At 59.4% G+C, this 13,467-nt stretch carries 12 protein-coding genes; 5 read left to right on the top strand and 7 right to left on the bottom strand.

Features of this window, described 5'->3' with window-relative positions; all coding sequences use genetic code 11:
- Window positions 1–293: 293 nt before the first annotated feature.
- Window positions 294–2,639, top strand: coding sequence for a penicillin-binding protein 1A (locus tag HMCN_RS0102850; RefSeq protein WP_025915958.1), 2,346 nt, complete (start codon window positions 294–296; stop codon window positions 2,637–2,639).
- A gap of 6 nt (window positions 2,640–2,645) precedes the next feature.
- Here HMCN_RS0102850 and cyaY read toward each other — a convergent pair whose 3' ends face one another.
- Window positions 2,646–2,981: an iron donor protein CyaY gene (gene cyaY / locus HMCN_RS0102855; protein WP_025915959.1), complete on the bottom strand. Its 336-nt coding sequence runs from the start codon at window positions 2,979–2,981 to the stop codon at window positions 2,646–2,648.
- A 39-nt stretch (window positions 2,982–3,020) separates the two neighbouring features.
- Here cyaY and HMCN_RS0102860 point away from each other — a divergent pair, with 39 nt between their 5' ends.
- Complete coding sequence (locus HMCN_RS0102860) at window positions 3,021–3,224, top strand: lipoprotein (protein ID WP_035625518.1); 204 nt, start codon at window positions 3,021–3,023, stop codon at window positions 3,222–3,224.
- 11 nt (window positions 3,225–3,235) lie between these two features.
- Window positions 3,236–4,504 (top strand): diaminopimelate decarboxylase, encoded by a 1,269-nt coding sequence (lysA, locus tag HMCN_RS0102865; protein WP_025915961.1) that lies wholly within the window; start codon window positions 3,236–3,238, stop codon window positions 4,502–4,504.
- A 156-nt stretch (window positions 4,505–4,660) separates the two neighbouring features.
- Here the strand turns inward: lysA and HMCN_RS0102870 are convergent, their stop codons facing one another.
- From HMCN_RS0102870 to HMCN_RS0102895, 6 genes are all read right to left on the bottom strand, one after another.
- Window positions 4,661–5,323 (bottom strand): sulfite oxidase heme-binding subunit YedZ, encoded by a 663-nt coding sequence (locus tag HMCN_RS0102870; RefSeq protein WP_025915962.1) that lies wholly within the window; start codon window positions 5,321–5,323, stop codon window positions 4,661–4,663.
- Between the two features lie 12 nt (window positions 5,324–5,335).
- Window positions 5,336–6,313: a protein-methionine-sulfoxide reductase catalytic subunit MsrP gene (gene msrP / locus HMCN_RS0102875; RefSeq protein ID WP_025915963.1), complete on the bottom strand. Its 978-nt coding sequence runs from the start codon at window positions 6,311–6,313 to the stop codon at window positions 5,336–5,338.
- 191 nt (window positions 6,314–6,504) lie between these two features.
- Window positions 6,505–6,885, bottom strand: coding sequence for a hypothetical protein (locus HMCN_RS0102880; RefSeq protein WP_025915964.1), 381 nt, complete (start codon window positions 6,883–6,885; stop codon window positions 6,505–6,507).
- 120 nt (window positions 6,886–7,005) lie between these two features.
- Window positions 7,006–8,157, bottom strand: coding sequence for a c-type cytochrome biogenesis protein CcsB (ccsB, locus tag HMCN_RS0102885; protein WP_025915965.1), 1,152 nt, complete (start codon window positions 8,155–8,157; stop codon window positions 7,006–7,008).
- Window positions 8,158–8,259: 102 nt separating this feature from the next.
- Window positions 8,260–10,398 carry a cytochrome c biogenesis protein ResB gene (locus HMCN_RS0102890; protein WP_025915966.1) on the bottom strand — a complete coding sequence of 713 codons (2,139 nt, stop codon included), beginning with the start codon at window positions 10,396–10,398 and terminating at the stop codon, window positions 8,260–8,262.
- Between the two features lie 87 nt (window positions 10,399–10,485).
- Window positions 10,486–11,145 (bottom strand): cytochrome c, encoded by a 660-nt coding sequence (locus tag HMCN_RS0102895; RefSeq protein WP_025915967.1) that lies wholly within the window; start codon window positions 11,143–11,145, stop codon window positions 10,486–10,488.
- A 177-nt stretch (window positions 11,146–11,322) separates the two neighbouring features.
- Here HMCN_RS0102895 and yihA point away from each other — a divergent pair, with 177 nt between their 5' ends.
- Window positions 11,323–12,027, top strand: coding sequence for a ribosome biogenesis GTP-binding protein YihA/YsxC (gene yihA, locus HMCN_RS0102900; protein ID WP_025915968.1), 705 nt, complete (start codon window positions 11,323–11,325; stop codon window positions 12,025–12,027).
- Between the two features lie 312 nt (window positions 12,028–12,339).
- Window positions 12,340–13,353 carry a porphobilinogen synthase gene (hemB, locus tag HMCN_RS0102910; RefSeq protein WP_035625521.1) on the top strand — a complete coding sequence of 338 codons (1,014 nt, stop codon included), beginning with the start codon at window positions 12,340–12,342 and terminating at the stop codon, window positions 13,351–13,353.
- Window positions 13,354–13,467 lie beyond the last annotated feature (114 nt).

The following is a 13,467-nucleotide window of genomic DNA, read 5'->3' on the forward strand; positions in this document are numbered from 1 at the left end:
CCGAATCGACTGTCCAATTTGCCGGGCAGTAGTAAAAAACCCGAGTTTATTTTTCTTTTAAAACCGTAGCTTGGGTAAAACTTATTCAAGATCACTTTAAATCCTAGCAACAAGCGCCAGAACGTGTAAAGAACTTTCCGTCAGGACACGAAATCGCCGTTGCCAAAATCCGACTTTGCCGGCAGCGGTTATGAACCGGCAGACTATGCGGCTGCTCCCTTGCATTCGCGGAAGAGGCGATGTGCGGCTGCCGCTATAATATCGCCGACAATGACTCCACCCAGACCCCACGCATGACAACCAACGACGCTGCAAAATCCACAAAGAAATTACCCTCCGGCTCGCTCGGCTTGATTGCCCGGATCATGATCGGCGCAACGGGGCTGGCATTGGGCTTGGCGCTGGTCGGTCTGCTGGTGCTCGGCATTGCGCTGGCACTGGCGTACCCGAATTTGCCGGCGCTGGATGCGCTGACAGTGTACCGGCCAAAGATGCCCTTGCGCGTCTTTTCTGCGGACAATGTTCTGATTGGCGAATTCGGCGAAGAGCGCCGCAGCATGGTGCACATCAGGGATATTCCGGATGTGATGAAAAAAGCGGTGCTGGCGATTGAGGATGACCGCTTTTACGAGCATGGCGGCGTCGATTACCAGGGCATCCTGCGTGCCGCTGTTCACAACCTGGGCGGCGGCGCCAGGCAGGGCGCCTCCACCATTACCCAACAAGTGGCGCGCAACTTCTTCTTATCCAGCGAACAAACCTTCAAGCGCAAGGTGTACGAAGCGCTGCTGGCCTGGAAAATCGAACAAAACCTGTCGAAAGACCAGATTCTCGAGGTATACATGAACCAGATTTATCTGGGACAGCGCGCCTACGGCTTTGCCTCGGCGGCCCAGATTTATTTCGGCAAGAGACTGCAGGACGTCACCACGGCAGAGGCTGCCATGCTGGCCGGGCTGCCGAAAGCCCCTTCGGCCAACAATCCGGTCGTCAACCCCAAACGGGCCAAGGCCCGTCAGCAATATATCCTGACCAGGATGCACCAGCTCGGCTACATCAACGACGCGCAACTGGAGCAGGCAAAGAACGAAACCCTGCATATCAAGAGCTATAGCAATGAATTCGGCATGCATGCCGAATACGTGGCCGAGATGGCCAGGCAGCTGGTCTATGAGCAGTACAAGGAAGACACCTATACCCGCGGCCTCAATGTATACACCACGATCCGCAAGGCCGATCAGGATGCGGCCTATCTGTCGCTGCGCCACGGCGTGATGGATTACGAGAAGCGTCATGGCTATCGCGGCCCGGAAGGCTTCATGGAAATCCCGTCGAACAAGGCCGAAGCCGACGATGCGATCGAAAAAAACCTGGCCGACTATTCCGATAGCGACGACTTGGTGGCCGCAGTCGTGCTCGACGCCTCCCCGCAAAAAATCCATGCAGTGCTGTCTTCCGGCGAAGAAATCAATATTACCGGCAGCGGGCTGAGTCTTGCCAATAGCTGGCTCTCCAGCAAGGCAGCGCCGGCGCAACGCATCAAGCGCGGCGCGGTGATCCGCGTGACGCAGGACAGCAAGGGCTGGAGCATCACGCACATGCCGGAAGTGGCGGCGGCCTTCGTCTCGGCCAGCACCGAAGACGGCGCCATCCGCGCGCTGGTCGGCGGTTTCGACTACAACCGCAACAAATTCAATCATGTCACCCAAGCCTGGCGCCAGCCCGGCTCATCGTTCAAGCCTTTCATTTATTCCGCCTCGCTGGAAAAGGGCATGTCGCCGGCTACCATCATCAACGATGCGCCGATCACTTTCGGCGGCGGCCTGACCGGCGGGCAGGCGTGGGAACCGAAGAACTATGACGGCAAATACGATGGCCCGATGACGATGCGCAAGGGCTTGACCAAATCAAAAAACATGATTTCGGTGCGCATCCTGAACAAGATCGGCGCCAAGTACGGGCAGGAGTACTCGACCCGGTTCGGTTTCGATGCCGACAAGAATCCCCCTTACCTGACGCTTTCGCTGGGCGCCGGCGCGGTCACTCCGCTGCAGATGGCCGGCGCTTATTCGGTATTTGCCAACGGCGGCTACAAGGTCAGCCCTTACATCATCTCGAAAATCACTGATATCGACGGCAACATTTTGTCGCAGGTCGCACCCGACAAGGCCGGCAACGAAAGCAATCGCGTGATTGACGAGCGCAATGCGTTCCTGATGGACAGCATGCTCAAGGATGTGGTCAGATACGGCACCGCCACCAAAGCACTGGTACTGAAGCGCCCGGATCTGGCCGGCAAGACCGGCACCACCAACGATTCGATCGATGCCTGGTTCGCCGGTTACCAGCCGAAACTGGTCGGCATCGCCTGGATGGGTTTTGACAAACCCAGGAATCTGGGCAACAAGGAAACCGGCGGCGGCCTGGCGCTGCCGATCTGGATCGGCTACATGCAAAAGGTCATCAATACCTTGCCGGTGGAAGAGCGCCCGGTGCCGAATGGCATCATCGCCGCCAACGGCGATTATTACTATGCCGAAAATCCGCCCGGTACCGGTGTCCAGAGTCTGGGGCTGGACGGCGCCGGCACTCCGGCCGACGAGAAGTCCGGCAACGAAGTCAAGAACGAACTGTTCTGACCTGATTCAGAATCCGTCCAGCGCCACACTCACGCCGCCCTGCTCGCCCACCATGCGCGCCAAGGCGGCGCTCAGTTCCGAGCTGTCGCGGGTATTGATCCAGCGCGCGCCATCGCGCTTGTAATGGAATCCGCCCGACTTCGCCGCAACCCACATCTCCTGCATCGGCGCCTGGCTATTGACGATGATTTTGGAACCGTTGTCGATGAATTCGATTTCCAGCACGTTGCCGCTGCGGCTGCATTCCAGATCCAGATCGCCGGACTCGGCAGCGCGCTCCAGCGCAGTTTCGATGGCACCCAGGGTTGCGTCGGCCAACGCCAAGAATTCCGATTCCGTCATGCTACACTCCGATTCGTTGATGTAACCGTGATTCTAATCGTGAACTCCTTTTTCAGTTTGCCGCGCTGCGCCGCCATTGCAGTCTTTGCCACCCTGATCGGCCTGCTGGCCGCTTGCGGCCAAAAAGGGCCGCTCTATCTGCAGACCAAGCCGACGTCCGCGTCTGCCGCAAATCCGGCTGCAACCCCGACCCCTGCTGCAACCGGCGCACCCGCCGGCATACCGCTCCCTGCCACCAAATAATCTTACTCTCCATGTCGCATTTTTCTTACCGGGATGGCGTGCTGTGCGCCGAAAGCACGCCCCTGAACCGGATTGCCGAGCAGTTCGGCAGTCCGACCTATGTTTACTCCAAAGCCGCGCTGTGCCAGAACTTCGCCGCCTACGCCGATGCCTGCCGCGGCCGCGATGCGCTAGTGTGCTATGCGGTGAAGGCCAATTCCAATCTCGCCATCCTGAATCTGCTAGCCAGACAGGGTGCCGGTTTCGATCTGGTGTCCGGTGGCGAACTGCAGCGCGTGATCGCCGCCGGCGGCGACACCGGCAAATGCCTATTCTCCGGCGTCGGCAAGACGCGCGACGAGATGCGCCTGGCGCTTGAGCACGGCATCCTGTGCTTCAACGTCGAATCGATTCCGGAGCTGCACCTGTTGAATGAAGTCGCCGGCGACATGGGCAAGATTGCGCCGGTCAGCCTGCGCGTCAACCCGAACGTCGACGCCAACACCCATCCGTACATCTCGACCGGACTGAAAGACAACAAGTTCGGCGTCGCCTTCGACGATGCGCTGGCCACCTACCGCGCTGCCGCCGCCTTGCCGCATCTGGCGGTGGCCGGCATCGACTGCCATATCGGCTCGCAGCTGCTGGACGATGCGCCGCTGCTGGAGGCGCTCGACAAGGTGATCGAACTGATCGATGCACTGGCGGCAGAAGGGATCACGATCCATCATCTCGACATCGGCGGCGGCATCGGCATTACCTACGACGACGAGCAGCCGGTCCCGGTCGGCGCCTATCTGGCGCGGCTGTTCGCCCGGATCGACGGCTGGCGCGCGGCAAAGCATGGCGGCGCGCCGATCAAGGTGCTGTTCGAGCCGGGCCGCTCGATCGTCGGCAACGCCGGCCTGCTGCTGACCGAAACCCTGTACCTGAAACACGGTGAGAGCAAGAATTTTGCGGTGGTCGATGCCGCCATGAACGATTTGATGCGTCCGGCCATGTATGAAGCCTGGCACCGGGTGCAACCGGTGATGCCGCGCCGGCAGCCCGAAAAAACCTACGACGTGGTCGGCCCGATCTGCGAATCGGGCGACTGGCTGGCGCGCAGCCGCGCGCTGGCGCTGGAGCCGGGCGATCTGCTGGCGATCATGTCGGCCGGCGCCTACGGCATGACGATGGCGTCGAACTACAATACCCGCCCGCGCGCGGCCGAAGTGATGGTCGATGGCGACCGGGTGCACCTGATCCGCCAGCGCGAAACGGTAGCCGATCTGTTTGCACTGGAAACCCTGATCGCCTGATCGATTTCGGCGCAGTTTATTACTGCACCCTGTAATTTCACGCTCCGCATATAAAATATGCGGAAATTGCAGTTTTTCCAGCATACTCCCTATGTTTATGCGTTAATGCAAGGGTCGAACGGGATTCACGCTGCCCTGTCATGCACTTGCCCTGCTTCAAATCGGTGAAATCTTGACGAGCCGTTTTTGCGGCCGCTGTTGCCTGATGCGCGCAACCACCCGCACCAGCAGCAGCGCGGCGACGATCAGGCCCAGCAGGACAGGCTGGGCGAAATCGTGCTTGCCCGCCTTCATCCACCAGAAATGCACGATCGCCAGCGGCGCGATCAGGTAGATCAGCCGGTGCAGCCATTGCCAGCGCTTGCCGCCCAGCCGGCGCACCATGCGGTTGGTGCTGGTGGCCGCCAGCGGAATCAGCAGCACGAAGTTGATGAAGCCGACCGTGATGAAAGGGCGCTTGACGACATCCCTGGCCATCTCGGCCAGATCGAAGAAATGATCGAACCAGACGAAAGCCGTAAAGTGCAGGCAGACGTAAAAGAACGCGAACAAGCCGAGCATGCGGCGCAGCTTGATCAGCCACGGCCACTGCAGCCACTTGCGCAACGGCGTCACCGTCAGCGTGATGCAGAGCAAATACAGCGTCCAGTCGCCGCTGTTGCGGGTGATGAATTCGATCGGATTGGCACCCAGCCGGTCGGTCAGCGTAAACAAAACCAGGCGCAGAAACGGCAGCAGCGCCAGCAGGAAAACGCCGGCCTTGATCGCGCGCAGTTGCTTCGGCGTCGGGTGAAACGGGGGCTTGTCGGTGACGTCCATTGCAATGCCGCCTCAGAAAAATTTCCCCAGATCCATTTCCGCATACAGCGAGGCGACCTCGTTGTAGCCGTTGAACATCAATGTCTTGCGCTTCCTGGTGAAGAAGCCGTCTTCGCCGATGCGCCGCTCGCTGGCCTGCGACCAGCGCGGATGATCGACCGCCGGATTGACGTTCGAATAAAAGCCGTATTCCTGCGGCGCGGCGCGGCTCCACGCGGTCTTCGGCTGCTCCCGGACGAAGCGGATCTTGACGATCGACTTGGCCGATTTGAAGCCGTACTTCCACGGCAGCACGATGCGCACCGGCGCGCCGTTCTGGTGCGGCAAGACTTCGCCGTACATGCCGAACGTCAGCAGCGCCAGCGGATGATTCGCCTCGTCGATGCGCAAGCCTTCGACATACGGCCAGTCCAGCACCGGGCTGCGCAGGCCGGGCATCTGCTTCGGATCGGCCAGCGTGACGAATTCAATAAATTTCGCATTGCCGGTCGGCTCCACCTTTTTGATCAACGCCGACAGCGAATAGCCGATCCACGGAATCACCATCGACCAGCCTTCGACGCAGCGCAGGCGGTAGATGCGCTCCTCCAGCGGCGCCAGCTTGATCAGGCTATCCAAGTCCAGCATCACCGGCTTCTTGACTTCGCCTTCGATAACGATGCTCCATGGCCGCGGCTTCAGGCTGCCGGCGTACTTGGCCGGGTCCGCCTTGTCGGTGCCGAATTCGTAGAAATTATTGTAGGTGGTCGCATCCTTGTAGGCGCTCGGCCGGTCCATCACGACATAGGCCGGATTGGGCTTGCCGGCCAGTTTCTGGCCGGAATTCTGCGCCAGCGCCTGGCGCCCGGCCATTTCCAGCAGCGCGCCGCCGGCGATGGAGCCGAGCGCAATCTGCCGGATGAAGTTGCGGCGCGATTCAAAGATGTGCTGTGGTGTAATTTCAGACGGGAACGGAATTTCGATCCCGTTCGGGCTGCGTTTAATCAACATGATGACTCCAATTCGCGCGGTTGGCGGTAAGTGTTGTCAATTGGTCTGGCGCGCTGGCGCAGCCTTACGCATTACGGTCGTCATCGGCAACCCCGCATGTCCGATGCCGCGCATCCGGGCTAGAATCTGTCATGCACAAGCAAACTGCCGGCCAACCCGCCGCACTGGCAAAATCGGCTCGCTCAGGCCGTTTATCTGACGATATGCCAGACGCTGTTGAAACCATCGCCGCTCTTGTCGCCGGGCTTCTGGTCCCGGCTCCACTGGTGCAGCGGCTTGCCCTTGAATGCCCATTGCTGCTGGCCGTCGTCGCGCATGATGATGCTGTAATCGCCGCTAGCCTGATCGGCCGGTTGCGCCAGCAGCGGTGGCCAGTTGGCCGCGCAGGGGCCGTTACAGGCGCTCTTGCCGCTGTTTGCGGCGTCCTTGTCGAAGGTGTACAGAGTCATGCCGGCCGCATTGGTCAACATGCCGTCGGCTGCCCTGACTGGCATTTGCGCGGCCGCCATCGAGGCAGACCCAGCCAGCAGCGCTGCCGTCAACACAGAAAATCCAGATCGAATGATTTTCATGATAATCCTCCTCAGACTGGTCAAGTGCTTGATCGGGTGTGCTGCGAACGCAGCACACCGTTGTATGACAGCCGAAGCCTATGCTTCATTCCCACAGAGGCGGATTATTTGTCGAATTAGTTACAATTCCCCGTATGAATGCAAGCCGGACAGGAACATGTTGACGCCCAAAAAGGCGAAGGTCGTCACCACCAGGCCGCCCAGCGCCCACCATGCCGCCATTTGTCCGCGCAAGCCCTTCATCAGGCGCATGTGCAGCCAGGCCGCGTAATTCAGCCAGACGATCAGCGCCCAGGTTTCTTTCGGGTCCCACGACCAGTAGCCGCCCCAGGCTTCTGCCGCCCACAGCGCGCCGAGGATGGTGGCGATGGTAAAAAAAGCGAAACCGACTGAAATCGCCTTGTACATCACGTCATCCAGCACTTCCAGCGCCGGCAGGCGATCGGCCAGGATGCCTTTCGATTTGAGCAGGTAGGCCACCGCGACCATCGAAGCCAGCGCGAAGGTGCCGTAGCCAATGAAATTGGCCGGCACATGGATTTTCATCCACCAGCTTTGCAGCGCCGGCACCAGCGGCTGGATGTTGGCGGCGTCGCGCGATACCGTGTACCAGAGCAGGAAGCCGACCGCAGCGGCGATCACCAGCAGCACGAACGGCCCCAGCTGGCGGGTCGCATAATGCTGTTCGTAGTAGAGGTAGAACAACGCGGTGATCATCGAAAACAGGATGAACACTTCATACAGGTTCGACACCGGTATGTGGCCGATGTCGGCGCCGATCAGGTACGACTCGTACCAGCGCACCAGCATGCCGGTGAAACCCATCACCACCGCAGCCCAGCACAGGACCGAGCCGACCGAAGAACCGAAATCGGAGCGGGCAATCAGGCCGCCCCAGTAGAAAACCGTCGACAGTATGAACAAGGTCCCCATCCACAGAATCGCCGACTGGCTCGACAGCAGGTATTTGAGCAGGAATTTCTGGTTCGCCATGTCGAGCGAACCGCCGTACAGCGCGATGCCGGACAGGCTCAGGATCGCCAGCACGGCCATCAGCCCGCGCACCGGCTTCCAGTTCCAGCCCAGCCAGGCAAAGGTCGGCGCCGCCAGCAGCAGGATCGCTTTCTCGTAGAGATCCATGTGATGGCCGTACATGTTCAAACCGGTCAGCGAACCTGCCACCAGTGCCGCCGCATATAGCCAGTCGAGCGGCGACAGGCGCCTGAAATAACCGGGTTGCGGCGAATAACTTGCTTGTTGCGTCAATTCCATGATGTTTCTCCGTTGTTGCCAGGCCGGCGCCGGGACAACCTGCTTCGTTTTTGCTTAATTTCACTCCGATTACCAGAACCGAAGTGTAGTCCTATCGCGCGCTCACTGCACGGGTCGGTCTGGCTGCGTCATTTGCCGTTTGATGGCAAGGTAGTCATTTTCGAAATCCAGCGTTTTGCGCTGCGAACTCATCGCCATCAGGGCCACCGAACCAGTGTCGCCATCCTTGAGCCAGACCCACAGGCGGCGCTCGCGGATATAAAACATCGCAAACACGCCCAGCGTCAGCAGCAGGCAGCCGAAATAGACTACCTTCTTGCCGGGCGAACGGGTGACCTGAAACACCGAAGCCTTGATCTCCTCGAAACCCTGCAACTGCAGATACACCGGCGCGCTATAAAAGAATGCGTCGGACAGCGCGCTGGTGCTCAATTGCAGGAAACGCGCGTGCTTGTCGTTGGCTTCGATCGGCGGCAAGCGGTCTTTTTCGCGCGCCGCCTGCCACAGATCCCACATGCTGCCGTTGAGTATCTTCATGAAAATATCGGCGGCCTTTTCCTGCTCGGCGGGCGGGATCTTTTCCAGAAATTTCGATACCGCGATATAACCGGCTGCCGTGCCGTCGCCGGCGAACACCGTCAGGCTCTTGCCGGCCGATTGCTGCAACTGCGAACCGAGTTTCCCGCCCTCGTCGGGTACCCCCTGCAATGCGCGCCGCGCATAGCGTTGCGCGGCCTGTTCGCGCAGAGCAGGGTCAAGCAGCGCGGCGCGCAAGCGCATCCATTCCTGCACGGTATTATTGTCATCGGCTGGAATCCGCAAAAAACGGAATTGTTCGGCCGGCGTATCGCGCGTGCCGGCCAGAAACACGTAGGCGCCGTCGAGCAGTACCGGCTGCATGTAATTCTGGAATTCGCGCGCCTGGCCGTTCTTGTCGCGCAGTTTGTACTGCACGCTGGGGCCGGCGTTTTTCAGGTTCTTGTCGTTGGCGTTCTTGGCCGCCGAGCCGGTGTGCTTGTCGAATCCGCTCGATAATTTCTGGTTGAAGGTCTTGTCGACCGAACGCAGATCCTGTCCTTCGCCCATGTTCTCGATGTTGAACGGGCGAAAGCCGGACCACTCCACCGTGTACTCGCCGCCACTGCCAGGCTGGTTGGCCTTGCTCAGCACCGTCGTGTTGCCGACCACGCCGCTCATCGGGAATGCATAGGCCTTGCTGCCCGCCATCGGATAACCGGTCAGCTGCAGCTTGCTGCCGCCATCCTCGAAGCTCGATTGATAGATCGCCACACCCTTGTAAATCAGCGGCTCGTTGACCTTGACTGTGGCCGGAAACGATTTCCCGCTCTGATGATCGGTGACGATCACGTCGCTGGCAAACAGTTTCGGCATGCCGGTGGAATAGAAATCGATGGTGAATTTCTTGAGCAGGATCGAAAACGGCAAATCCTGAATCAGCACGCCATCCTGCTGCGGGATGATGGCGGTGCTGCTGGTTGCCCCCTCGGGAATCAGGGTGTTGCCGCGGAAGGTCGGATTGGCCAGGCTCAGCCGGTGCTGCTGCGGGATGTCGGCGATGATGCCGTTGCCGGCAAACGGCGTCTTGCCCAGGAACCATTGCTGGAAGCGGATCGGCATGTCCGAATCGAGCAGACCGCCGATGCAGATGATGACGATCGCGCTGTGGGCGAAGATGTAGCCCCACTTGTTGGCTGCGCCCTGCTTGGCGGCGATCAGGGTAGCCCGCTCCTTTTCGACCACTTTGGTCTTGTAGCCCCGCTCGGCCAGTTGCGCCAGCAAGCGCTGCGTCAGACCGGCGCGCGACGCGCTGGACGCCCACTCGGCCTTGTGATGGAAGTTGCGCAGCGACTCTTCCCGCACGTTTTCGCGCCAGCTGCGCATGTCCTTGAGCATCTTGGGCGCATTGCGGAGGATACACAGCGAGGTCGACAGCACCAGAAAAGCCATGATCAGCAGGAACCACCAGGCCGAATAAACCGTGTACAGGCTGAACTTGCCGAATACTTCAAACCAGAACGGACCGAACTGATTGACGTAATTCGGCATCGGTTCATTTTGCTTTAACACGGTGCCGATCACCGAAGCAAGCGCGACCAGCGTCAGCAGGCTGATCGCAAAGCGCATGGAAGAAATAAGTTCCACCGCATCGTCGAGCCAGCGGCGCTTGGTCTTGATCTGTAATCCGGCAGTGCTGGTACTGGAGTTGGTGCTTGTGCTCATGCTATGCGATCGTCGTCTTTAAAAAACAAAAGGGGTAGCCTTGGCCACCCCTCGGTACATCCTGCAATTATTACTATGAATGCTTGGTTACTTCAGGCCGGCTACGTAGTCTGCCACAGCTTTGATTTCGACATCGGACATGCGGCTGGCAATAACAGTCATCTGTGCGCTGTTGTTGCGGGTGCCGGCACGGAAATTGGTCAATTGGGCAACGGTGTAATCCTGATGCTGGCCGCCAATGCGCGGGAACTGGGCCGCAATGCCGGCCCCGTTCGGGCTGTGGCAGCCGGCGCAGGCCGGAATATTCTTTTCGGCAATGCCGGCGCGATAAATTTTCTTGCCGATGTCGACGGTGGCCTTGTCTTTGGCAGCGCCGGCAACCGGCTTTTGCGCGCCGAGATAGGCGGCGATGTTTTTCATGTCCTCGTCGCTGAGCGCCTTGGCAAAGCCGGTCATGACAGGATTTTCACGGGTCGGTCCGGTGAAATCGACCAGCTGTTTGTGCAGGTAGGCCTCATGCTGCGCCGCCAATTTCGGATTTTGCGCAATGCTGGAAGCACCGGCAGCGCCATGGCAGGAAACGCAGGCAATGATGTTGCGGGCGCTGTCGCCATTGTTGTACAGAGCTTCACCTTTGGCTGGATCGGCTTTGGCCGGTGCCTTTGCTTCCGCAGCGCTGGCAACGGTGGATACGGCCAGGGCCGCGACAAACAGGGATTTTACGATTGGCAAAAAAACACGATTCATTCAAGCACCTTGAGACTGAATATTAAAATTTGCCCTAATGGCAGCCACCTTCATCTTGTTACGCTAATCTGGCTTAGCGGCTTCGCTTGTCTGCGGGCGCAACCCTAGGTAACTCCTTATTGTACAATAGCTTTTCGGCATTTTTGCCCATTTCAGTTGCATTTATTCATTAAACCTATGTCCATACTTTGGCAAGCCCGCTTCTTCACCACGGTGAATCATCTCCGTGATTTGCCGGATACCCATGTGCCGGAAGTCGCCTTTGCCGGCCGCTCGAATGCCGGCAAGTCGACCGCCATCAATATCTTGTGCAACCAGAAGAAACTGGCATTCGCTTCCAAAACGCCCGGACGCACCCAACACATCAACTACTTTTCGATCGGCGGCGCCCAGGTCGGTCAGCACCGCAAGGATGCAACCAAGGTCGACGAGATCCGCGCGCTGATGGTCGACCTGCCCGGTTACGGCTATGCGGAAGTGTCCGGCTCGGCCAAGCTGCATTGGCAGGAATTGCTGGGCGATTATGTGCGCCGACGGGCGCAGCTGGCGGCGCTGATCCTGATCATGGATGCGCGCCGGCCGTTTACCGCGCTCGATACGCAGATGCTGGAATGGTTCGCCACCACCGGCAAACCGGTGCATTGCCTGCTGACCAAGGCCGACAAGCTCAATCGCACCGAATCGACCAACGCGCTGCGCGTTACGCGCACCATTCTGGAGAGCTACGTCGACAGCACGGGCACGCCGTTCCCTTACACTGCGCAATTGTTTTCATCGCTGAAACGGATTGGCCTGGAAGAAGCCGATCAGAAAATCCGGGAGTTGAGCGGCCTGAACGCCGAAGTGCCCGCCGAGGCAGGACTTGCGCTACCGCAAGAATAAAGAAAATCAATGGAGTATGATGAAAAATACTGCACTTCCCGCGCATTTAACGCGTGATTAAAATATACAGATGCCAGTATATTGCAGATGCGAAGAATGCCGCAGCCGGCAGGATACAAGGGGAGGCCGGAAATAAAAAATCCCTGGAGAAAGGGGAATGATCTCCAGGGAAAAGAGCCTTTTCGCGCATGTCGCGATCCGGCACCCGCTCAGGGAGGGAAGCGGGAGGCAAGCGGACTCGCCTGTTTATAAGATAGCTTCCGATATAAAAAGTTCATTCAATTTCAACCACTTTTTTCAGCCCATGCCGCCATGAAACTTTTCTCTACACCCGCCCACTTTCCCGCCACCCGCATGCGCCGCATGCGCAAGGATGCATTCTCCCGCAACCTGATGCGCGAGAATTGCATTACCGCATCCGATCTGATTTACCCGGTCTTCGTCCTGGACGGCAAACAACAGCGCGAAGCGGTCGCTTCGATGCCGGGCGTGGAACGGCTTTCGGTCGATCTGCTGCTGGAAGTGGCGGAAGATTGCGTGGCGCTGGGAATCCCGGTGATGGCATTGTTTCCGGTCATCGAAGCATCGCTGAAAACGCCGGATGGCAGCGAAGCGGTCAATCCGAAAGGGCTGGTGCCGCGCGCGGTCAGGGAACTCAAACGCCGCTTCCCGGAACTCGGCATCCTGACCGATGTCGCGCTCGACCCGTACACCAGCCACGGCCAGGACGGCTTGCTCAGTGCCAGCGGCTATGTGCTGAACGATGAAACCTGCGCGATGCTGACCAAGCAGGCGCTGACCCAGGCCGAGGCCGGCGTCGATATCGTGGCGCCGTCCGACATGATGGACGGCCGCATCGGCAGCATCCGCAGCGCACTCGAAACCTACCGCCACATCAACACCCGCATCATGGCGTATTCGGCCAAGTACGCATCGGCCTTCTACGGCCCGTTCCGCGACGCGGTCGGCTCCTCGGCCAATCTGGGCAAGAGCGACAAGGCGACCTACCAGATGGACCCGGCCAACAGCGACGAGGCGCTGCGCGAAGTCGCACTCGACCTGGCCGAAGGCGCCGACATGGTGATGGTCAAGCCGGGCATGCCGTATCTGGACATCGTGCGGCGGGTCAAGGATGAGTTCAAGGTGCCGACTTTCGCCTACCAGGTCAGCGGCGAATACGCGATGCTGAAGGCAGCCTCCCACCACGGCTGGCTGGATCACGACAAGGTGATGATGGAGTCGATGATGGCATTCAAGCGCGCCGGCGCCGACGGCGTGCTGACCTATTTCGCGCGCGATATCGCACGCCTGCTGAAACAGGTCTGAACAGCCGCGCGCCGCTGCTGTTCAGACTGTGCACTCTACGACCTGGATAAGGCCCCGCAGCCTTCGGGCAGCAGAACCGCACTGCCGGCTGGAGCCATAAAAACACGCCGCCGA

The organism is Herminiimonas sp. CN, from assembly GCF_000622895.1.
In the GTDB taxonomy this organism is placed as follows: Bacteria; Pseudomonadota; Gammaproteobacteria; order Burkholderiales; family Burkholderiaceae_D; genus AVCC01.

What these genes read in the sequence shown, in the direction of transcription:
- lysA (WP_025915961.1), top strand. Translation starts at nt 3,236, where the DNA reads ATGTCGCATTTTTCTTACCGGGATGGCGTGCTGTGCGCCGAAAGCACG.
- HMCN_RS0102880 (WP_025915964.1), bottom strand. Translation starts at nt 6,885, where the DNA reads ATGAAAATCATTCGATCTGGATTTTCTGTGTTGACGGCAGCGCTGCTG.
- msrP (WP_025915963.1), bottom strand. Translation starts at nt 6,313, where the DNA reads ATGTTGATTAAACGCAGCCCGAACGGGATCGAAATTCCGTTCCCGTCT.
- HMCN_RS0102850 (WP_025915958.1), top strand. Translation starts at nt 294, where the DNA reads ATGACAACCAACGACGCTGCAAAATCCACAAAGAAATTACCCTCCGGC.
- HMCN_RS0102895 (WP_025915967.1), bottom strand. Translation starts at nt 11,145, where the DNA reads ATGAATCGTGTTTTTTTGCCAATCGTAAAATCCCTGTTTGTCGCGGCC.
- HMCN_RS0102890 (WP_025915966.1), bottom strand. Translation starts at nt 10,398, where the DNA reads ATGAGCACAAGCACCAACTCCAGTACCAGCACTGCCGGATTACAGATC.
- yihA (WP_025915968.1), top strand. Translation starts at nt 11,323, where the DNA reads ATGTCCATACTTTGGCAAGCCCGCTTCTTCACCACGGTGAATCATCTC.
- hemB (WP_035625521.1), top strand. Translation starts at nt 12,340, where the DNA reads ATGAAACTTTTCTCTACACCCGCCCACTTTCCCGCCACCCGCATGCGC.
- HMCN_RS0102870 (WP_025915962.1), bottom strand. Translation starts at nt 5,323, where the DNA reads ATGGACGTCACCGACAAGCCCCCGTTTCACCCGACGCCGAAGCAACTG.
- cyaY (WP_025915959.1), bottom strand. Translation starts at nt 2,981, where the DNA reads ATGACGGAATCGGAATTCTTGGCGTTGGCCGACGCAACCCTGGGTGCC.
- ccsB (WP_025915965.1), bottom strand. Translation starts at nt 8,157, where the DNA reads ATGGAATTGACGCAACAAGCAAGTTATTCGCCGCAACCCGGTTATTTC.